Genomic DNA, 20,947 nt, shown 5'->3' on the forward strand with positions numbered 1-20,947 from the left:
AAACAGGAAATCCTGTTCATCAAGATTTGTTATCAATTCATTCTAAAACAGAAGAAGGAAAAAAGTTTTTTGAATTAAACAAAACAAAGAAAACTATTTTAGTCTTAGGGGGAAGTTTAGGCGCAAGAAAAATAAATCAATTAGTAGAAAGTAATTTAGAATTCTTTAAAAAGCAAGAAGTTCAGGTTATATGGCAATGTGGTAAATTGTATTTTGATGAATATAAAAAATACAGTGAGTTAGAAAATATTCAAGTTCATCAATTTCTAAATAGAATGGATTTAGCTTATGCTTCTGCAGATATTATTATCTCAAGAGCTGGTGCAAGTTCGGTTTCAGAGTTATGCATTGTTGGTAAACCTGTAATATTTATACCTTCTCCTAATGTAGCAGAAGATCATCAAACAAAAAATGCAAAAGCAATTGTAGATAAACATGGAGCAATTCTTTTAAAAGAAAGTGAACTAGATACGTTTCCGATTGTTTTTGAAACATTATTAAAAGATAAAGGAAAGCAAGAACATTTATCAGAAAATATACATGAATTAGCTTTACCAGGTGCAACAACAGATATTGTTAATGAAATAGAAAATTTATTAAAAAAGTGAATCTAAACAATATACATAACGTTTATTTTGTAGGAATTGGAGGTATAGGAATGAGTGCAATTGCTCGTTATTTTGCTTCTAACGGAAAGCATGTGGCTGGTTATGATAAAACTCCGTCTCAAATTACATTAGATTTAGAAGACCTAGGAGTTGATGTTCATTTTGAAGATGCGTTAAAAAATATACCAATTTCTTTTTTGAATAAAAAGAAAACTCTAGTGGTGTATACACCAGCAATTCCAGAAAATCATTTGCAGTTAAATTATTTTTTTAAAAATGATTTTACAGTTTTAAAAAGATCAGAAATTTTAGGAAAAATAACAGAAGATACTTTTTGTTTAGCAGTTGCAGGAACCCATGGAAAAACAACAACTTCCTCTATTTTAGGTCATATTATGGCTCAGGTAAAAGCGACATCTTTTTTAGGAGGAATAGCAGAGAATTATAATTCTAATTTAATTTTAGGAGAAGATAAAATTAGTGTGGTTGAAGCAGATGAGTTTGATAGATCTTTCTTAAAATTAAGTCCAAATATTGCTTGTGTAACTTCTATGGATGCAGATCACTTAGATATTTATGGAGATTCTGAAGCTTTAAACGAGTCTTTTATTGAGTTTTCAAATAAAGTTTCAGACACATTAATTATTGCAAAAGGTTTGCCTTTAAATGGTTTAACTTATGCTGTTAATGAAGAAGCAGATTATAAAGCATTTAATTTAAAAATAGAAAGCGGAAAATACATTTTTGATGTAAAAACGCCTTCGTCAGAAATTAAAAATATTGAATTTCATTTACCAGGTCAGCATAATGTTATGAATGCATTAGCAGCTTTGGCGATGGCAGATGTTTGTGGAATTTCATTAGAAAATATCAAACAAAGTTTATCAACTTTTAAAGGTGTTAAGCGTCGTTTTTCTTATAAAATAAAAACAGAAGATTTTGTTTTGATAGATGATTATGCACATCATCCAACAGAAATAAATGCGGTTGTGACTTCTGTAAGAGAAATGTATCCTAATGAAGAAGTATTAGTTGTTTTTCAGCCGCATTTGTTTTCTAGAACTAGAGATTTTATAGAAGATTTTGCATCTGCATTATCAAGATTTGATGAGGTTTTGTTGTTAGATATTTATCCTGCTAGAGAAAAACCTATTTCTGGTGTTAATTCAGAGTGGTTATTAGGTAAAATTAATAGCAAGAAGAAAAAAATGACACAAAAAAAAGATTTGGTAAAAGATATTAAAAATTCTTCTGCAAAAGTGTTAACAATGTTAGGTGCTGGAGACATAGGGCTAATGATTAATGAAGTAACAAAAGAACTTTTAAAATCGATAGAAAATGAAGTTTAAAAAATTTTTAAAATACATTTTATTCCTTTTGTTGATAGTGGGTTTGGGTTTTTTATATAGTTTTTCTTCTAGCAGAAATTCTAATAAAATTGTGGATGAAATTATCGTAGAATTTGAAGCCGGGGATAATAATTTTTTAACACATTCTATGGTTAATAAATTGTTAATACAAAATGATGAAAGTGTGAAAAACCAAGCAAAATCTGTAATAAATTTATACAGTTTGGAAAAAAAGGTTTCTAAAAATCCATATGTAGAAAATGCATCTGTATTTTTAACCATTACTGGTACGTTAAAATCTATCATAAAACAGCGAACTCCTGTTGCTAGAATTGTAAATGAGAACGATTCTTATTATATTGATAAACAAGGAGTAAAAACACCTTTGTCTAGTAATTATTCAGCTAGAGTATTATTGGTTTCTGGTGTAAGAAGTGATGAAGAAGTTGATGAAATATTGCCTTTAATATCGTTTATTTTGGAGGATAATTTCTTGCAAAAAGAAGTGGTAGGGATAAAGAAATTTGCTAATGAAGAGTATCAGTTTTCCGTTAGAAGTGGAAATTATAAAATTGATTTTGGAAAATTAACTAAGATGGATGTAAAATTTAAGAAGTTAAAAGCGTTTTATAATAAAACATTTGAAAACAAAACGATTCAGAATTATAAATTGATTAATGTAAAATATCACAACCAAGTTGTGTGCACAAAATAAATCTAAAAATGGAAAACAATAAAATAGCAGTTGGTTTAGATATTGGTACAACCAAAATTGTTGCCATGATTGGTCGTAAAAATGAATATGACAAGATTGAGGTTGTTGGTATTGGTAAAGCAAAAAGTTTAGGAGTAAAACGTGGTGTTGTTAGTAATATTACACAAACAATACAATCTATTCAACAGTCTGTTGATGAGGCAGAAAGCGTTTCTGGTGTTAAAATAGATGAAGTGGTTGTAGGTATTGCTGGTCAACATATTCGTAGTTTACATCACAGCGATTATATCACAAGAAATAATGCAGATGAAGTTATTGATGAAAGCGATATTGAAGATCTTGTTAATCAGGTTCATAAATTAGTAATGTTGCCTGGAGAAGAAATTATACATGTTTTACCACAAGAATTTAAAGTAGATTCTCAAGCAGATATTAAAGAGCCAATAGGTATGTATGGAGGTCGTTTAGAAGCTAATTTTCATGTAGTTGTTGGGCAAGTTTCTTCTATCAGAAATATTGGGCGTTGTGTAAAAAGTGCAGGTTTAGGCTTAAGTGAAATTACATTAGAACCTTTAGCATCAGCATCTGCAGTATTAAGTCAAGAAGAAAAAGAAGCAGGAGTAGCATTGATTGATATAGGTGGAGGTACAACAGATTTAGCCATTTTTAAAGACGGAATAATTAGACATACAGCTGTAATTCCTTTTGGAGGTAATGTGATTACAGATGACATAAAAGAAGGTTGTTCTATTATCGAAAAACAAGCAGAATTATTAAAAATAAAATTTGGTTCTGCATGGCCAGGAGAAAATAAAGAAACAGAAATTGTTTCTATTCCTGGATTAAGAGGTAGAGAGCCTAAAGAAATAACATTAAAGAATTTATCTAAGATTATACACGCCAGAGTTCAAGAAATTATTGAGCATGTATATTTAGAAATTAAAAATTACGGACACGAAACTGCAAAAGGAAAACTAATTGCAGGTATTGTGTTAACAGGTGGTGGTTCTCAACTAAAGCATTTACGTCAGTTGGTAGAGTATATAACTGGTATGGATGCAAGAATTGGTTTTCCCAATGAACATTTAGCAGGAGATTCAGATGAAACTTTATCTAGTCCTTCTTATGCAACAGCTGTAGGTTTGTTAATGGAAGGTTTAGAAAAAGGATCAACTATTGAAGAGGTAGAAGAGGTTGTTGAAGAAGTTATTGATGAAAATTTAGAGACAATTCAAGAAGAAGTAAAACCAATTGAAGAAGAAAAACAAAAAGCACCCAAAAAGAAGTCGTTTTTTGAAAAGTTTACAGAAGGTCTAAAAGATTTTCTTGACAATGCAGAATAAAAGTTGAAAGAAGAAAAACAAAAACAAAAAATTAAAAATAATAATAAACAATAGATAGGTTATTATGAGCGCAGAATTCGATAACATTTCATTTGACATGCCTAAAACACAATCTAACACAATTAAAGTAATTGGTGTTGGTGGTGGTGGAAGCAACGCGGTAAACCACATGTTTACGCAACACATAAAAGGAGTAGACTTTGTAATTTGTAATACAGATGCACAAGCTTTAGAAAATAGTCCTGTTCCTAATAAAATTCAATTAGGAGCAAATTTAACATCAGGTTTAGGAGCAGGTGCAAATCCAGAAGTGGGTGCACAAGCAGCAAAAGAAAGTTTGCAAGAGATACAGCAAATGTTAAATACTCAAACAAAAATGGTATTTATTACTGCTGGTATGGGAGGAGGAACAGGTACTGGAGCTGCACCTATAATTGCAAAAATAGCTAAAGATATGGATATCCTTACAGTGGGTATTGTAACTATGCCATTTGCATTTGAAGGAAGAAGACGTTCTAAACAAGCTCAAACAGGAATCGATCAACTGCGCCAAAATGTAGATTCGCTAATTGTAATTAATAATAACAAATTACGCGAGGTTTATGGTAATTTAGGGTTTAAAGCTGGTTTCTCAAAAGCTGATGAGGTTTTATCTACAGCTTCTCGTGGAATTGCAGAAGTTATTACACATCATTACAAGCAAAATATTGATTTACATGATGCTAAAACTGTACTTTCAAATAGTGGTACTGCAATTATGGGTTCTGCAAAAGAAGAAGGACAAACAAGAGCAAAAAATGCGATTGTTAAAGCATTAGATTCTCCTTTATTAAATGATAACAAAATTACTGGTGCTAAAAATGTATTATTATTAATTGTGTCTGGTACTAATGAGGTTACTTTAGATGAAATAGGAGAAATTAACGATTATATTCAAGATGAAGCTGGTTATGATGCCAACATTATTATGGGTATAGGAGAAGATGAGGATTTAGGAGATGCAATAGCGGTAACTATTGTTGCAACAGGTTTTGCTGCAGATCAACAAAGTACAATAACGAATACAGAGGTTAAGAAAATTGTACATACTTTAGAAGATGAGCAAAAAGCTACTTATGATTTTGGTGAAAAAACAATTACAAAATCACCAACTTTAAATCAGCCTCTTACTAATAAAACTGAAGAGAAAATTGTACATACTTTAGAAGATGACATTGAAGTATCAATACCTAAATCTAATTTAATAAACACAACTAACGAAATTGAAAATACTGCTGTTGTTTTTGAAGAAGTTAAAATAGAAGATATTTCTGAAGACGATTTTGTGATTACAGATGTAACACCCGTAAAAGAAGAAATAGAAGTTGAAGAACCAAAATCAATTCAAACAGATTTATTATTTGATTTACCTTTAAATTCTAATGCTGACATAAATAAAAATGAAGAAGTTCGTTTTAATTTAGAAGAAGAGTCTAAGGTTAATGTAAATGAAATAGAAGTATATGCTGCAGAAGAAGTTGTTTTTGAAAGAAAAGAAGTAGAAACACGTTATGTATTAGAAGATTTTGATGCGCAGCCAACAATTGGTAAAAGTTCTGCTTTTGTGGAAAAAAAAGTAAAAGAAGAAGAAATTCATTTTGAATTAAAAACAAAAACTCCATCAGAAGTAGTTAATCAAATAGAAACTCAAAGTGAAGAAGTTTCTCCTTTAGATTTAACAATAACAGAATTACAAAAGAGAGCAGAAGAGAGACGTAAAAAAATGAAAGGTTTCAACTATAAGTTTAACGATCAAATGAACAAGAATATAGATGAAATTGAGCGTCAACCTGCATACAAAAGGTTAGGGGTAGATTTAGATACGAATAGTCCTATAAGTAAAGATAGAACATCAATGAGTAATGATTCTGACGGAATTAATTTAAAATCTAACAATTCTTTTTTGCATGATAATGTAGATTAATACATTCTAAATATTAACCCCTATATAAAGAACCACATCAATATTTGATGTGGTTTTTTTATTTATAATGTTTTAACTTATAATCATTTAAACAGTACCATTTATCTACACTTTATGGTATGTTGTCTTAAAATCGTATTTTTAAGTTTAATAATGCGCTATTTTTACACAAAATTAAAGAAAATGACAAAAAAACTACAATCTTCAAAATCTAGACTTTTACTTTTTTTAAGTTTTATATTAAGTCTAACAGTTAACGCACAAAGTGAACCTTTTAACTGCGATTATAATGCATATTTATTTCAATATAATGATATTTATGCTTTAGATCTGGCATCAGGTAGTTCTTACTTAGTAAAAGAAAATATTACTAGCGGTAATTTAAATGCAGTTGGTTATAATCCTGCTGATGGTTTTATTTGGGCTTCTCTAAGTTCTCCAGCAAAAACAATAGCAAAAATTGGTAAAAATTTTCAAGTAGAGACTTTTTATATAGATGAGTTACCAACTTCAAGTAGATATGTAGGTGATGTAAGTTTTGAAGGTATTTATTATTTAAAAGGTGGAGGAACGTCTTTTTATAAGGTAGATTTAAATCCAGAATCTGCTAATTATACAAAATTTATAAGTAATGAAAAACTTTCTAAAAATATTAGTATTCATGATTGGGCATTTAATGCTGTAGATGGTCATTTATATACAGTAGAGAAAAAAACAAATCATTTATATCGAATTAATGCTTTAACTAGTGAGGTTGTAGATTTAGGAGAAGTGCCAATTTTAGCTGGTTTAAATTATACTTATGGTGCGGTTTATTTTGATGCATCTGGACGTTTTTATGTGTCTGCAAATCAAACAGGAACTGTGTATGTAATTCAAAATGTACAAACCTTAACAGTAGGTGGCCAAATGGATTCTAACCTTTTTGCTTATGGTCCTTCTAGTAGTCAGAATGATGGAGCAAGATGTCCAACTGCTCCAGTTCCTCAAGAAGATTGTGTAAATGGTGTAGATGATGATGGTGATGGTTTAACAGACTGTGATGATCCTGCGTGTTCTGGTGTTGCAGCATGTCCTGTGCTTGTGCCACAAGTTTCTAGTGGAAATGATGGAGGTTTAGAAAGTAATGATCGTCTTTCTCAGCAAATAAATAAAAGAAATTATTTAAGAATAAAACAGAATCATAATTTTGATAAAAAGAAAGCTAAGAAAGTTATAAAGACCGAAAGTTATAAAAAAACGTTATCAAAAACATCAAGTTTTGATTTAAAAGATTTAATTCCGTTAGATGTTATTTCTGGAGCAGAAGCTGTAGAATCTTCACCTTCAGATTTAATAGCTATTACAAATGCCACAGAATTATACTCTTTAGATTATGTAAAAAATGGAGAAACTGTAGCTGTAGTTTTAGCAACAAAAACAGAAAATGGAGTTTATGAACATACAAAGTTTATTTGCGATAGATTATTAGGAGCAGAATTATTATCAGTTTCTACAATAGAATTGTTTAAAGATGAAAGTGAAGAAGGTGATGAAGGAGAAGGAGGACAAGAAGGTGTTCAGTTTATAAAATCTATTATAAAAAATAGTAACGGAACTAAAGAGTTTGTATTAAGTTTTTCTGGAAGACTTGCTAATAATGATGAGAATTTTGAAATAGATAGTCATTGGAATATAGATAAATACGAAGCAGGTGCAACCTATTATAACTTTCAAATTTGGAGTAATAGTGTAGATGATTTATTAAGTTTAGGTCAAGAAGCAATTGCTTTATTTGAAATTCAAAAACCAATATCAAATTATAACACATCAACTCCACCACCTGTTTTTGTTAAAAAAGGAGCATATATAAATGGGGCATTAGAACTAGAATTAATTAATGTTAGAAGAAGTAAAAGTGCTGTTATAGATGCTGGATTTAAAAGAACAGAAACTTCTACAACAGAGTATTTTAATCAAACTGTTGAATTAACAGGGAATTATATTGAAACTTTGGTAATTGAAACTGGAAATATTTTTGATATTGGATTTAGAATAGAAAATGAATATAATTTAACACCAGATGATTTATTTATGTCTGATGGTGTTTGGGGTAAAGATGATTCTCCAGCAGGAACAAATGTAACCGATTTTACAATAACTCAAAATGATAATATTTATACAGGAAGTGGCTATAGAATAGAAAGAAATATTTCTTTAAAAGCAACAACAAGCGAATATGTTTCTGCTTTTAGATCATTTACTCCTAGGTTTACAGCCATAGACTTGTCTGACTATGATGTATTAGAGTTAGATGCATATGGAACAGGAGATTTAGAAATTACAATTGTTAAAGAAAATATTGATGTATGGGAAAATCAATACAGAACTACAATTAAATTAAATGAAACAGAAAGTCATTTTGCAATTCCTTTTGCGCACTTTATTTCTGCTGCTGGTGGAGATTTAGATTTAAATGATGCCGTAAATATTGTTTTTACAATGTCATCTGATGGAGTAGCTGTTTTAGAGAAAGAAATGAGTTTAAATGACATTCAGTTTACACAACAAGTACTTAGTGTAGGTAATGAAGTTATTGCAGAAAATGAAGCAATTTTAATGCCTAACCCAATGAGTACTAATTCTGAATTAAGTTTTTATGCAGAAACTAATTCTAAAACAAAAATTGAAATTTATAATTTAACAGGAGCTTTAATTAGGAGAACTGAAGAAAATACTATGATTGGAAATAATAAAATTACTTTACAGAAAGAAGCTTTAAAATCTGGAGTGTATTTTGTAAAGATTAGAAATAATTATAGAAATTATAAAACCATAAAATTGGTTGTAAATTAAAAAAATAAAATTCCCCCAATATTTATTAATAAAAACCTCATAATTAATTTAATTATGAGGTTTTTCTGTTTTTTTTCTCATTGTCGTAAACCATGAATGCTACAAGTGGTTGTTTTTTAAAGGTTCCAGTAGTTTTTTCTTTGTAACAATTATTTTTTAAAGTCGTCTACTTTATATAATCAACAAAACCAAATATTATGAAATATTTACAATCAGTATCAGTACAAGAAAGAGGAATTTTAACTTCTACATACAAAAAAGAGATAAAAAAGAATATGAGAATAGAGAAATCTAAATCTGTATCTAAAATTAAATCGATGATTATAAATCATCATGGAAAAATAGAAAGTCAAACAGGAACCATTTTACAAGTTTCTTTGTTTGTAGTTGCTATTATTTTAATTGCTTCTTAAAAAGTATTATTGTTTTAAATTAAACAATCTGTTTGTAAACTAGTTTGCGTGAAGGATTGAAGCATTTGTTTGAGCTCTTTTGTGAAGAATGAACAAAAAGCGAGTGCGAAAAGCCTGACCTGAAAGGACACGCCAAAATAAAGCAAAAAAAATCCATCTAAAAAAGATGGATTTAATTTTGATATAACTTTAAGTCTAACTTAAAGCAGTCTTAATTCTTTTAATTGCTTCTCTAATTTGTAACTCAGATGCTGCATAAGATATTCTAATACAGTTTGGTGTACCAAAAGCATCACCAGTTACAGTTGCAACGTTTGCTTTTTCTAAAATAAATAATGCAAAATCACTAGCGTTTTCAATTTTTACACCATTAATGGTTTTACCAAAGAAAGCAGAAACGTCTGGAAAAACGTAAAAAGCTCCTTCAGGAACATTTACTTTAAATCCGTCTATTTCTCTTAATAAACCTATAATGATATCTCTGCGAGTTTTAAACTCATCTACCATAAATTGAATTTTAGAAACTGGGGCTAGTAAGGCAGTAATTGCAGCTCTTTGAGCAATACAGTTTGTACCAGAAGTAATTTGCCCTTGCATTTTTGTACAAGCTTTTGCAATCCATTCTGGGGCACCAATAAAACCAATTCTCCAACCTGTCATTGCAAATGCTTTTGCTAAACCGTTAACAGTAATTGTTCTATCGTACATACTCTCAATTGCAGCAAAACTAAAAGGTTTTGTATTGTAATTTATGTGTTCGTAAATTTCATCTGATAAGATATAAATCTGTGGGTGTTTTTCTAAAACTGCTGCTAACGCTCTGTATTCTGCTTCACTATAAATAGTTCCACTTGGGTTGTTAGGTGAGTTAAAGAAAATCATTTTTGTTTTAGGCGTAATTACTGCTTCTAATTGTGCTGGTGTAATTTTAAAATCAGTATCAATAGAAGAAGGAATTTCTACATATTTTGCTTCACATAAAGTTGCAATAGCAGAATAACTTACCCAATAAGGTGCTGGTAATAAAACTTCATCACCCGGGTTTAACAAAACTTGTGCAATATTTGCAATAGATTGTTTTGCTCCTGTAGAAACTACAATTTGACTTGGTTTGTAAACCAAATCATTATCACGTTTAAACTTTGTACAAATGGCTTCTTTTAAATCTACATATCCGTCTACTGGTGAATATGAATTGTAATTTTGATTGATAGCTTCAATTGCAGCGTCTTTGATAAAATCTGGCGTATTAAAATCTGGCTCTCCCAAACTTAAACCTATAATATCTTTTCCTTCTGCTCTTAATTCTCTTGCTTTAGCAGCCATTGCTAAAGTTTGAGACACAGGTAAACTGTTAATTCTGTCCGATAATGGATTTTTCATTTTTGTATTAGTTGTTGTTGTCTTTGTTATGTTACTTATGCTATTTCTGGGTTTTTTCCCAAAACGCCTAAATGTCTAAAATGCTCTATAATAGCTTTTCTCATTGTAGCATATTCATTATAAGGCAAATTAAATTCTTTAGCAGTTTCTTTTACAATTTTAGCCAATTTATCATAATGAACATGAGAAATATGTGGAAAAATATGATGTTCAACTTGGTGATTTAAACCACCTGTATAGAAATTTACCAACCAGTTGCTAGGTGCAAAGTTAGAAGTGGTGTATAATTGATGGACTGCCCAAGTGTGCTCTAAATTACCACTTTTATCTGGTAATGGCATTTCTGTATTAGGCACAATATGTGCTAATTGAAATACTAAACTTAAGATCATACCAGCTGTATAATGCATTACAAAAAATCCAATTAAAACTTTCCACCAAGAAACCTCTAAAATAGCTATTGGTAAAACTATCCAAAGGGAATAATATGCAATCTTAGAAATTACTAATTTTGTCCATTCTGTAGTAGGATTAGGAAATTTACCATAAGACAATTTACGTTTTAAATAACGATGCATTTGTTTTACATCTGTAGTAATAGCCCAATTTATGGTTAGTAAGCCATATAAAAATATTGAATAATATTTCTGAAATTTATGAATGTTAAACCATTTAGAATGTTGAGAAAAACGGATAATTCTTCCTGCATCAATATCTTCATCATGCCCTTCTACATTTGTAAAAGTATGGTGTAATACATTGTGTTGCACTTTCCAGTTATAGACATTACCTGCTAAAATGTAAATACTGCTTCCCATTAATTGGTTTACCCATTTTCTTTTAGAAAAAGATTCGTGATTTGCATCATGCATTACATTCATTCCTACACCTGCCATTCCTATTCCAGTTACTACCATTAATAAAATCATAGCCCATTGTGGCATAGAAACTGTTAAAACTAGAATAAAAGGAATTAAAAATAACGAAAACATAATAATTGCTTTCGTATACAATTTCCAGTTTCCTGTTCTTTTTATTTTATTTTCTTTAAAATAAGTATTTACTCTTTTGTTAAGAGTTCTAAAGAATTTAGCTTTATCTACTCTAGAAAAGTTTATTGTTTTCATTTAATATACATATAGTTTACAAAAATAAGATTTTTAAAATATCTTTAAGTAACAAACGTATCATTTTGTTAAGAATTGTTCCAAAACAAATAACTATTTTTGCAGTTCAAATATATTGATTGATGGAAATTATACAGAAATATTTTAAAGATTTAACTGCAACTCAAATAGAACAGTTCTCTAAATTACAAGAGTTATATAAAGATTGGAATTTAAAAATAAATGTAGTTTCTAGAAAAGATATAGATGAGTTATACTTAAGGCATGTTTTACATTCTCTTGGAATAGCAAAAGTAATGCAATTTAAACCAGAAGCAAAAGTAATGGATGTTGGTACAGGTGGTGGGTTTCCTGGGATTCCGTTAGCAATTTTGTTTCCAGAAACGCAGTTTCATTTGGTAGATTCTATTGGTAAAAAGATAAAAGTTGTAAATGAAGTTGTTGCTGGTTTAGGTTTAGAAAACGTTAAAACTACTCATGGTAGAGTAGAAGAAGTAAAAGATACCTATGATTTTATTGTGAGTAGAGCAGTAGCACAAATGGAAACTTTTGTAAGATGGAATAAAGGTAGAATTGCTAAAAAACAAAATCACGATTTAAAAAACGGAATTCTATATCTAAAAGGAGGGGATTTAACAGAAGAATTAAAACTTTATACTTCAGCAACTATTTATAATTTACCAGATTATTTTGAAGAAGACTTTTTTGAAACTAAAAAAGTGGTGCATTTAGGAATGAAGTATAAAGGGTAATTAATATCTTTTTCACTGTTTTTTTAGAATAAAATCTGAATCTAGTCATCTATGATTTAAAATCAATCTATTTTTAATAGGTTTAAATAACTCATTTTAATTTTGTCTTATTCCTAATTATGGTATAATCAAAACCTAAGGGTTATGTAACATAAGTAACTTTTATACCTATAATTTATCTGTAATTTTACCAAACAAAATTAAAACGGAACAATTATGAAAACTTTAGAATTAAAAGTAGGATTAGATCAAGATTATAAATTAGATGTTACAAAAAAACTTAATATACTTTTAGCAGATTTTCAAATTTATTATATGAATTTAAGAGGTTTACACTGGAATGTTAAAGGAAGAAAATTTTTCTTATTGCACGAAAAATTTGAAGAATTGTATAATAATACCAATGAAATAGTTGATGAAATTGCAGAACGTATTTTAACATTAGGACTTACGCCTTACCATACATTCGAAGATTATTTAGAAAACAAAACTATAAAAGCAATTTTAGAAAACTTAAATGGTTTATTAATTCATGAACGTGAAATTATAGAATTAGCTGCTGATCATAATGATGAAGGAACAGCTTCTTTAATGGGAGATTTAATTTCTGATCAAGAAAAACTAGTTTGGATGTTAAATGCTTACTTAAGTTAAGCTTACATTTAAATTTCAAAAAAAAAGCAAGAATTAAATAATTTTGGTTCTTGCTTTTTTTATTTTATAACTTTTTAATTATTGATTTATTAAAAAATAGAATTTTCTGTATTGGTTGTAAACTTTTCTAAGAATAACATGCCTTTATAAGAGTTTCCTTTTTCGTTTAGTTTTGGGCTCCAAACAGCAATACAAAACTCATCTGGATGAATAGCAATAATACCACCACCAACGCCACTTTTTCCTGGCAATCCAACTCTAAAGGCAAATTCACCAGATTCATCATAAAAACCACAAGTTAACATTATTGCATTTATTCTTTTTGCTTCACTTGTTGTTAAAATGTTTTCTTCTTTATCATTTTTATAGGTGTCATCTGCTAAATAAAGAAATATTTCTGATAATTCTTTACAGCTCATTTCTAAAGAACAGGTGTAAAAATAGAAATCTAAGACTTCTTCAACATCATTTTTAATATTACCAAACGATTTTATAAAATTGCATAGAGCAATATTTCTAAATCCAGATTTTTTTTCTGATAATGCTACTTTATCAGAATAATTTAAAGCAGTATTGTTAGAGATATTTCTACAAAAAGATAAAAAATCTTCCTTCGGATTTTTTAATTGACTAATTAAAACATCACAAACCACTATTGCACCAGCATTTATAAACGGATTTCTTGGTTTCCCTAAATCTGCTTCTAATTGCAATAAAGAGTTAAAAGGGTTTCCAGAAGGTTCAACATCTACACGATCCCAAATTTTTTCTCCAATTTTTTTGTAAGCTAATGTTAGGGTTAAGATTTTTGAAACACTTTGAATTGAAAATTTTTTATTTGAATCTCCAATTCCAAACTCTTCACCATTTATAGTGGTTACATGAATTCCAAAATGATTATCATCAATGTTTGCTAATTCAGGAATATAATTGGCAACCTTACCAATATCATTAACTTGTTTAATGTTATTATAAATGTCTTCAATAATTTTTTTATAATTTTTCATTGACGATTTTTTTACTGAAACAAATCTATCAGAATTTAGTTTATTAAACAAAAAAAGGAACTACATTGCTGTAATTCCTTTAGTAAATATTTTGTTTTTATAGAATTTACAAAGCTTCTACAAACAAACCTTCGTCTGTTTTAGAAACTTTTGCAATGTCTTTTTTAGTTAAACCTTTAATCGTTTTATCCCATTTTTTATTAGATAAACCAGATTGGGTTTTTAATGCTGATAAATCTATTTTTTCTGCTTTAGTGATAATTTCAAGTACTGCTTTTTCTTCGTCATTCAATTCTACTGTAGGGGCTTTTTTTTCTGGTCTCATTTGGGGGAAAAATAAAACTTCTTGTATAGATTGATTATTAGTTAAGAACATAATTAAACGATCCATTCCAATTCCCATTCCAGATGTTGGAGGCATTCCGTATTCTAAAGCACGTAAAAAGTCTTCATCAATAAATTCAGTAGCTTCATCATCCCCTTTTTGCGCTAATTTTAATTGGTGTTCAAAACGCTCACGTTGGTCAATTGGGTCATTTAATTCAGAATAAGCATTTGCAATTTCTTTACCACAAACCATTAATTCAAAACGCTCTGTTAACTCAGGGTTGTCTCTGTGTTCTTTACAAAGCGGAGACATTTCTTTAGGATAATCTGTAATAAAAGTTGGCTGTATGTAGTTTCCTTCACATTTTTCACCAAAAATTTCATCAATTAATTTTCCTTTCCCCATTGTTTCATCAACCTCTATATGCATAGATTTTGCAGCTGCTCTAATTTCATCTTCTGTTTTACCAGTAATGTCGAAACCAGTAAAATGTTTAATAGAATCTGCCATTGTTACTCTTGCATAAGGTGCTTTAAAATCTATTTTATGCTCACCAAAAGTAGCTTCAGAAGTTCCGTTTACAGCAATTGCACAATGCTCTAAAAGTTGTTCAGCAAAATCCATCATCCAATTGTAATCTTTGTATGATACATAGATTTCCATGGCTGTAAATTCTGGATTATGAGTTCTATCCATTCCTTCATTTCTAAAGTTTTTAGAAAACTCATAAACACCATCAAAACCACCAACAATTAGTCTTTTTAAATACAATTCATTAGCAATTCTCATATACAAAGGAATGTCTAAAGAGTTGTGATGTGTAATAAAAGGTCTTGCTGCTGCACCTCCAGGAATTGGTTGTAAAACTGGTGTTTCTACTTCAAAATAACCAGCATCATTAAAGAAAGAACGCATTGCATTAAACAATTTTGTTCTTTTTACAAATACTTCTTTTACATGTGGATTTACAACTAAATCTGCATAACGTTGTCTGTATCTTAATTCTGGGTCTGTAAAAGCATCATAAACTTTACCGTCTTTTTCTTTTGGTAAAGGCAAAGGTTTTAAAGCTTTACTTAATAAAGTGAAATCTTTAACACGTACCGTTTTTTCTCCTACTTTAGTGGTAAACAATTCTCCTTCTATACCTACAAAATCTCCTAAATCTAATAATTTTTTAAAAACATCATTGTACAAAGTTTTGTCTTCACCTGCACAAATTTCATCTCTGTTAAAGTACACTTGTACTCTTCCTTCACCATCTTGTAATTGTGCAAAAGAAGCTTTACCTTGTACATTAATAGACATTAATCTACCAGCAATAACTACCTTTTTTCCTTCAGAATATTCTTTCTTAATTTTGTTAGAATCTGTATCAATTGGAAATAAATCTGCAGGATAAGGATTGATACCTAAAGCACGTAATTTTACAAGCTTTTCTCTACGTACAACTTCTTGTTCTGATAATTGCATTATAATGTCTTTGTTTTCTGTTATTTATTAAAGAATGCAAAGATACAATGCTTTGATTTAATAGACAATTGAGAAAAAAATAAAAAAAAACAACTTTATTTGCGAATATGTAAAAACATTGTATATTTGTAGGCTGCTTTTTGTTAGGGCAGCATAGTTGTGTTGTTTTTGACATTTTAATAAAAGTGTCATGGTTTTGTTAACCAATGGAAAGCTACCCTGAAATGGGTCGCTTTTTTTTTGCCCAAATTTTTAGAAGCTATTTCCTGCTTTACGCACTCGCTTTTTTTCATGCTTCAAAAAGAGCTCAAACATTTGCTTCAATCAGGGCTAAAATTGTTTGCTAACTTTTAGATTATCTTTTAAAAGAATGTTCCTTTAACTTCCCAAAACTGAATTATAAATAAAACAAAGTAAACAGCAGCAATAGAAAATTTAATAGTTGCAGAAGCTAAAAAACCTAAGAAGGCTCCAAAAGATGCTTTTAAAGCTCTGTTTGTGTCTTTACTATCATATAACATTTCGCCTATAAATGCACCCAAAAATGCACCAATTAACATACCAAAAGGAATAGGAGAGAATAAGCCAACAATTAATCCAATTGTTGTTCCGTAAACTCCATACTTTGTACCTCCAAAACGTTTTGTTCCTATTGCAGGTATAAAGTAATCTAGTATCCAAATTAAAACAGCTAAACCTAAAGTAATACCTAAAAAGGTCCAATCTATAGGAATAACTTTTGTAGAATGTAATAATAAAAGTCCAAACCAACTTGTTAAAGGTCCAGGCAATACTGGTAAAAATGAGCCCACAATTCCTAAGCAAACTAAAATAAAGCCTAAGAGTAATAAAAAAATATCCATAGTTTTTTAATAATTATACTAGCTTAAAGTCAATAATCGCGCCAGTTTTCTAAATATAAGACGAAAAATTCAATTGTTTGTTACAAATTTTACTAACTAAAAAATTAGTTAAAACTAAATATTTAGTTATATTTGTAAAAAAAACTAATGACTAAAACATTATTTTGTCAGTTTATATTGTTCTTTATATTGATTTCTTTTGGAACAGCATACTCTCAGCAAAGAGCAGATAATATAATCATTCCAGAAATAAACAATCCAAGGTTTAAAAAGGAAGAGGGTCCAAAAGTTTATATAGACCAAGGACACAATAATTTTCATCAAAAAACAGGAAGATTTAAACCGTTTTCTGATTTAATTATAAAAGATGGTTATAGGGTTGATAGTATTACTAATTTAAAAAAAATAAAGCAAGGAGACATTTTAGTAATTGCTAATGCAGTTAATGAGAGTAATAGACGAAATTGGAGAAAACCTATAGAACAAGCTTTTACTAAAGATGAAGTTTTATTTTTAAAAGAATGGGTAAAAAAAGGAGGGAAGTTATTATTAATAGCAGATCATATGCCTTTTGCAGGAGCAAGTAATGGTTTAGCAAATGCTTTCGGATTTAATTTTTGCGATGGTTTTGCATATTTAATAAAAGATAATAGAAATAATCCAGATGTTTTTTCAATAAAAAATAAAAGGATGTTAGATTCAGAAATTATCAATGGTAAATTTGGTATAAAAATAGATTTTCTAACAACTTTTACTGGTTCTTCTTTTTCTATTCCTAAAGAAGCAAAAGGGATTTTAAAGTTTAAAAAAGGAGATTATTGTTTAGCACCAGAAATTGCGTGGCAATTTACTGAAACTACAGAACGACAAGATTTAGAGGATAAATATCAAGGAGCAATTTTAAATTTTGGAAAAGGAAAAGTTGCTGTTTTTGGTGAGGCAGCTATGTTTACAGCGCAGACAATTACAAACAATTCAGGTACTTTTAAGTTTGGTTTTCATTCAGAAAATGCACCCAATAATATAGAGTTTATAAGAAATTTAATGTACTGGTTAAGTATAAAATAAAAAAGATGAGCAAACAATTAACAAAAGCAGAGGAGCAAATAATGCAAGTTTTATGGACTTTAGAAGAAGCGTCTGTAAAAGATGTTATTGAAAAATTACCCGAACCTAAACCTGCGTATAATACAGTTTCTACTATCATAAGAATTTTAGAAAACAAAGAATTTGTTAATCATAAACCTGTTGGTAGAGGTTTTGTGTATTATCCAATTATAGAAAAAGAGGTTTATAGCAACCAGAGTTTACACAAATTAATGAATGGTTATTTTAATGGTTCTTTTAAAAGTATGGTTTCATTTTTTGTAAAAGAAAACAAAATGGACGTTTCTGAATTAGAATCTATTTTAAAAGAAGTGAATAAGAAAAAGTAAACAGTAAATCAATATTCAGTAGGTGTTGATAATTAATAGGATATGTCTGTTCGAGTGAATTTGTTAAGTATAAACAGATTTGTATCTAGAACAAAAAATAAAAAGTTATGATTAATTATATTTTACAAGTAATCTTATTCCAAGTTTTATTCTTGGCTATTTATGATTTCTTTTTAAGTAAAGAAACGTTTTTTACAAAAAACAGATGGTATTTATTAAGCACACCTTTAGTGTCTTTTTTAATTCCGTTTATTAAAATAGCAACGTTTCAAAAAGCAGTTCCTCAAGAATTAATTATTCAATTACCAGAAATATTTTTATCACCAGAAAAAGTAATTCAAGAAACAGAAATGTATCAATCTATAAATTACGGAGCAATTTTATTTTGGATTGGAGTAACCGTGTTTTTAATCTTGTTTTTAGTAAAACTATTTAAAATTACCAACTTAATTAGAAAACATGAAGTTGTAAAAAAGAAAGATTTTGCTTTAATTTTTATTCCTAATCAAACAAAAGCATTTTCTTTTTTCAATTATATTTTTTTAGGAAAAGAAATTTCTATTTCTCAACAAGATCAAATTATAGAACACGAATTGGTACACAGCAAACAAAAACATTCTTTAGACTTATTATTTTTCGAGTTTTTAAAAATAATGATGTGGTTTAATCCAATGGTTTACTTCTATCAAAAAAGAATCACTTTAATACACGAATACATTTCTGATGAAATTACTGCAAAGTCAGAAACAAAAGAAACCTATATAAATAATTTGCTATCCAACTTTTTTCAGGTTGAAAACATTGCGTTTGTCAATCAATTTTATAAACAAACATTAATTAAAAAAAGAATTATTATGATGAAGAAAAATCAATCAAAAAAAATGAATCAATTAAAGTATTTAGTATTGATTCCTGTATTAGTAAGTATGTTGTTTTATGTAGCATGTACAACTGAGAATATTAAAGAAGAACCTATAAGTAAAGAAGCAAGAATACAAGAATTATTGGATGAATTAGCTCTGTTAAGAGGTGACAATACTAATCAATATGAGGAGAAGGTAGAACTAGAAACTGTTAATTTAAAAAATGAAGTTTCATTTATGGTAATAGATAAAGCCCCAACTTTTCCTGGTTGTGAATCTGGAGATAAAGATTGTTTTTCAAAAGAAGTTCAAAAACATTTTTCAAGAAATTTCGATTCGAAATTACCAAATCAGTTAGGTTTAGGGGCTGGAAAAAAAAGAGTTTTTATCGGGTTTAAAATTGATAAAGAAGGAAATATTGTTGATGTTAATGCTAGAGCTCCTCATATAGATATTAAAGAAGAAGTTATTAGAGTGATGAATTCTTTACCTAAGGTTGTTCCAGGAGAACAAAATGGTGAAAAAGTAGCAGTAAAATATGCAATTCCGTTTACATTAATTGTAGAATAAAAAATTTATGAAAAAGAAAATTTTACTTGTATTATTATTTGCTATTATAAAAGTCGAGGCGCAATCCTCGGCTTTTTCTGCTATTGATAGTTTGTTTGAAAAAGGGAGATATAAATTTGCGTTAAAAGAGTTGGAAAAGGTAAAAGAACCTTCTTTTTTATCAAATTATAAAACAGCAATTATTTATGAATCTATAGATAATTATAGTAAAACTGCTCAGTTTTTAGAAAAAGCACTCACTTTTAAAGATGATTATAAATCGAAATTAAAATTAGCCAAAGCATATCAAAGACTTAAAAAAGCCAAAAAATCTATTAAAATTTATGAAGAGATTCTTTCTAGAGATTCGTTAAATTTAGTCTTAAAATATCAATTAGGTAAGCTTTATTTAGCATCTAAAAAAGGAGATAATGCAATACAAACATTTAAGTATTTAATTAATAAAGATTCTTTAAATGCGAATTACTCATATCAATTAGGTATTGCTTACGCTTTAAAAAATGATAGAGATAGAATGATTAATAGTTTTTTAGATACTTATGAAAAAGATTCTACTCATTTAAAATCTATAGTAAGATTAGCTTCAAGTTTTAATAAGTTAAAAGAAAAAGATTCTACCCAAATTTTTGTTGATAAAGGTTTAGAGTTAAATGAACTTGAAGTAACTTTAAATAAGTTAAAAATAAATCAATTGTACAGAGATAAAAAGTATACTGAAGCAATTACGTATTTGATAAAACTAGATACGATTGTAAAAGATGATACTTATTTTAAATCTATGTTAGGTAGAACGTATTATAATATAGATAGTTTAGATATTGCTATGAAGTATTTTAGAAAATTAAGTTCTATAGATAGAGAAAACTTTAAAGCCTACACATATCAAGGTCATATTTTATCAAAGCAAAAAAAATACATGATGGCAAGATTTAGATATTTGATGGCCACCCATATTGGTAAAGAAAAACGAGATGAAGAATATTATGGTTTAGGAACTGTAAATTTTGGTATGAAAAAACCAAAAGAGGCTATTTTTTATTTTGACAAAGCTTATCAAGAAAATAGTAGTAATTATAAAGCATTGTATCAAGTAGCAAAATTATCGGATGATTATTACAAAGACAAATCGATTGGATATAAAAAATATGTAAGATACCTAGAACGCTTTGAAAGTATAGATAAAGTAATTACAGAATTTGTTAAAAAAAGAATTTCAGAAATAAAAAAAGACTATTTTTTAAGAGGAGAAAAATTAGAATAAATGA

The 20,947-nt window shown here is 28.7% G+C and carries 18 protein-coding genes; 13 read left to right on the plus strand and 5 right to left on the minus strand.

Features of this window, described 5'->3' with window-relative positions; genetic code table 11:
• The 7 genes from ABJG40_RS04140 to ABJG40_RS04170 all read left to right on the plus strand — a co-directional run.
• Nucleotides 1–608, plus strand: a 608-nt coding sequence (locus tag ABJG40_RS04140) for a glycosyltransferase (protein ID WP_348023304.1), incomplete at its 5' end; no start/stop codon positions are given.
• The gene (murC, locus tag ABJG40_RS04145; protein WP_348023305.1) at nucleotides 605–1,957 is read left to right on the plus strand and encodes a UDP-N-acetylmuramate--L-alanine ligase; all 1,353 of its coding nucleotides are present in this window, start codon (nucleotides 605–607) and stop codon (nucleotides 1,955–1,957) included. The genes ABJG40_RS04140 and murC, both read left to right, overlap by 4 nt.
• Nucleotides 1,947–2,672 (plus strand): cell division protein FtsQ, encoded by a 726-nt coding sequence (locus ABJG40_RS04150; protein WP_348023306.1) that lies wholly within the window; start codon nucleotides 1,947–1,949, stop codon nucleotides 2,670–2,672. Before murC ends, ABJG40_RS04150 begins: the two co-directional genes overlap by 11 nt.
• An 8-nt stretch (nucleotides 2,673–2,680) precedes the next feature.
• Nucleotides 2,681–4,015 (plus strand): cell division protein FtsA, encoded by a 1,335-nt coding sequence (ftsA, locus tag ABJG40_RS04155; RefSeq protein WP_348023307.1) that lies wholly within the window; start codon nucleotides 2,681–2,683, stop codon nucleotides 4,013–4,015.
• Between the two features lie 64 nt (nucleotides 4,016–4,079).
• Nucleotides 4,080–5,978, plus strand: coding sequence for a cell division protein FtsZ (gene ftsZ / locus ABJG40_RS04160; protein WP_348023308.1), 1,899 nt, complete (start codon nucleotides 4,080–4,082; stop codon nucleotides 5,976–5,978).
• Nucleotides 5,979–6,161: 183 nt separating this feature from the next.
• Nucleotides 6,162–8,813, plus strand: a complete 2,652-nt coding sequence (locus ABJG40_RS04165; RefSeq protein WP_348023309.1) for a T9SS type A sorting domain-containing protein — start codon at nucleotides 6,162–6,164, stop codon at nucleotides 8,811–8,813.
• Nucleotides 8,814–9,010: 197 nt separating this feature from the next.
• Nucleotides 9,011–9,226, plus strand: a complete 216-nt coding sequence (locus ABJG40_RS04170; RefSeq protein WP_348023310.1) for a hypothetical protein — start codon at nucleotides 9,011–9,013, stop codon at nucleotides 9,224–9,226.
• Nucleotides 9,227–9,421: 195 nt separating this feature from the next.
• On the opposite strand, the gene ABJG40_RS04175 is transcribed toward ABJG40_RS04170, so the two are convergent.
• Entirely contained in the window at nucleotides 9,422–10,609 is a 1,188-nt protein-coding gene (locus ABJG40_RS04175) for a pyridoxal phosphate-dependent aminotransferase (protein WP_348023311.1), read from the minus strand.
• A 35-nt stretch (nucleotides 10,610–10,644) separates the two neighbouring features.
• Complete coding sequence (locus ABJG40_RS04180) at nucleotides 10,645–11,736, minus strand: acyl-CoA desaturase (RefSeq protein ID WP_348023312.1); 1,092 nt, start codon at nucleotides 11,734–11,736, stop codon at nucleotides 10,645–10,647.
• Nucleotides 11,737–11,858: 122 nt separating this feature from the next.
• On the opposite strand from ABJG40_RS04180, the gene rsmG reads away from it, so the two are divergent.
• Entirely contained in the window at nucleotides 11,859–12,488 is a 630-nt protein-coding gene (gene rsmG, locus ABJG40_RS04185; RefSeq protein ID WP_348023313.1) for a 16S rRNA (guanine(527)-N(7))-methyltransferase RsmG, read from the plus strand.
• A gap of 216 nt (nucleotides 12,489–12,704) precedes the next feature.
• Nucleotides 12,705–13,142 carry a DNA starvation/stationary phase protection protein gene (locus tag ABJG40_RS04190; protein WP_348023314.1) on the plus strand — a complete coding sequence of 146 codons (438 nt, stop codon included), beginning with the start codon at nucleotides 12,705–12,707 and terminating at the stop codon, nucleotides 13,140–13,142.
• 89 nt (nucleotides 13,143–13,231) lie between these two features.
• On the opposite strand, the gene ABJG40_RS04195 is transcribed toward ABJG40_RS04190, so the two are convergent.
• The 3 genes from ABJG40_RS04195 to ABJG40_RS04205 all read right to left on the minus strand — a co-directional run bounded on the left by ABJG40_RS04195 (nucleotide 13,232) and on the right by ABJG40_RS04205 (nucleotide 16,813).
• On the minus strand, nucleotides 13,232–14,149 hold the full coding sequence (locus ABJG40_RS04195; RefSeq protein WP_348023315.1) for a glutaminase: 918 nt from the start codon (nucleotides 14,147–14,149) through the stop codon (nucleotides 13,232–13,234).
• Between the two features lie 106 nt (nucleotides 14,150–14,255).
• Nucleotides 14,256–15,950, minus strand: coding sequence for a lysine--tRNA ligase (gene lysS / locus ABJG40_RS04200; RefSeq protein WP_348023316.1), 1,695 nt, complete (start codon nucleotides 15,948–15,950; stop codon nucleotides 14,256–14,258).
• Between the two features lie 362 nt (nucleotides 15,951–16,312).
• Nucleotides 16,313–16,813, minus strand: coding sequence for a DUF456 domain-containing protein (locus tag ABJG40_RS04205; RefSeq protein WP_348023317.1), 501 nt, complete (start codon nucleotides 16,811–16,813; stop codon nucleotides 16,313–16,315).
• A gap of 147 nt (nucleotides 16,814–16,960) precedes the next feature.
• Here ABJG40_RS04205 and ABJG40_RS04210 point away from each other — a divergent pair, with 147 nt between their 5' ends.
• The 4 genes from ABJG40_RS04210 (at nucleotide 16,961) to ABJG40_RS04225 (ending at nucleotide 20,943) form a co-directional block, all read left to right on the plus strand.
• On the plus strand, nucleotides 16,961–17,881 hold the full coding sequence (locus ABJG40_RS04210; RefSeq protein ID WP_348023318.1) for a hypothetical protein: 921 nt from the start codon (nucleotides 16,961–16,963) through the stop codon (nucleotides 17,879–17,881).
• A gap of 5 nt (nucleotides 17,882–17,886) precedes the next feature.
• Nucleotides 17,887–18,249 carry a BlaI/MecI/CopY family transcriptional regulator gene (locus ABJG40_RS04215; RefSeq protein ID WP_348023319.1) on the plus strand — a complete coding sequence of 121 codons (363 nt, stop codon included), beginning with the start codon at nucleotides 17,887–17,889 and terminating at the stop codon, nucleotides 18,247–18,249.
• Between the two features lie 107 nt (nucleotides 18,250–18,356).
• Nucleotides 18,357–19,682: a M56 family metallopeptidase gene (locus ABJG40_RS04220; protein ID WP_348023320.1), complete on the plus strand. Its 1,326-nt coding sequence runs from the start codon at nucleotides 18,357–18,359 to the stop codon at nucleotides 19,680–19,682.
• Between the two features lie 7 nt (nucleotides 19,683–19,689).
• The gene (locus ABJG40_RS04225) at nucleotides 19,690–20,943 is read left to right on the plus strand and encodes a tetratricopeptide repeat protein (RefSeq protein WP_348023321.1); all 1,254 of its coding nucleotides are present in this window, start codon (nucleotides 19,690–19,692) and stop codon (nucleotides 20,941–20,943) included.
• Nucleotides 20,944–20,947: the final 4 nt, after the last annotated feature.

The organism is Polaribacter sp., assembly GCF_039939415.1.
Lineage (GTDB): Bacteria > Bacteroidota > Bacteroidia > Flavobacteriales > Flavobacteriaceae > Polaribacter.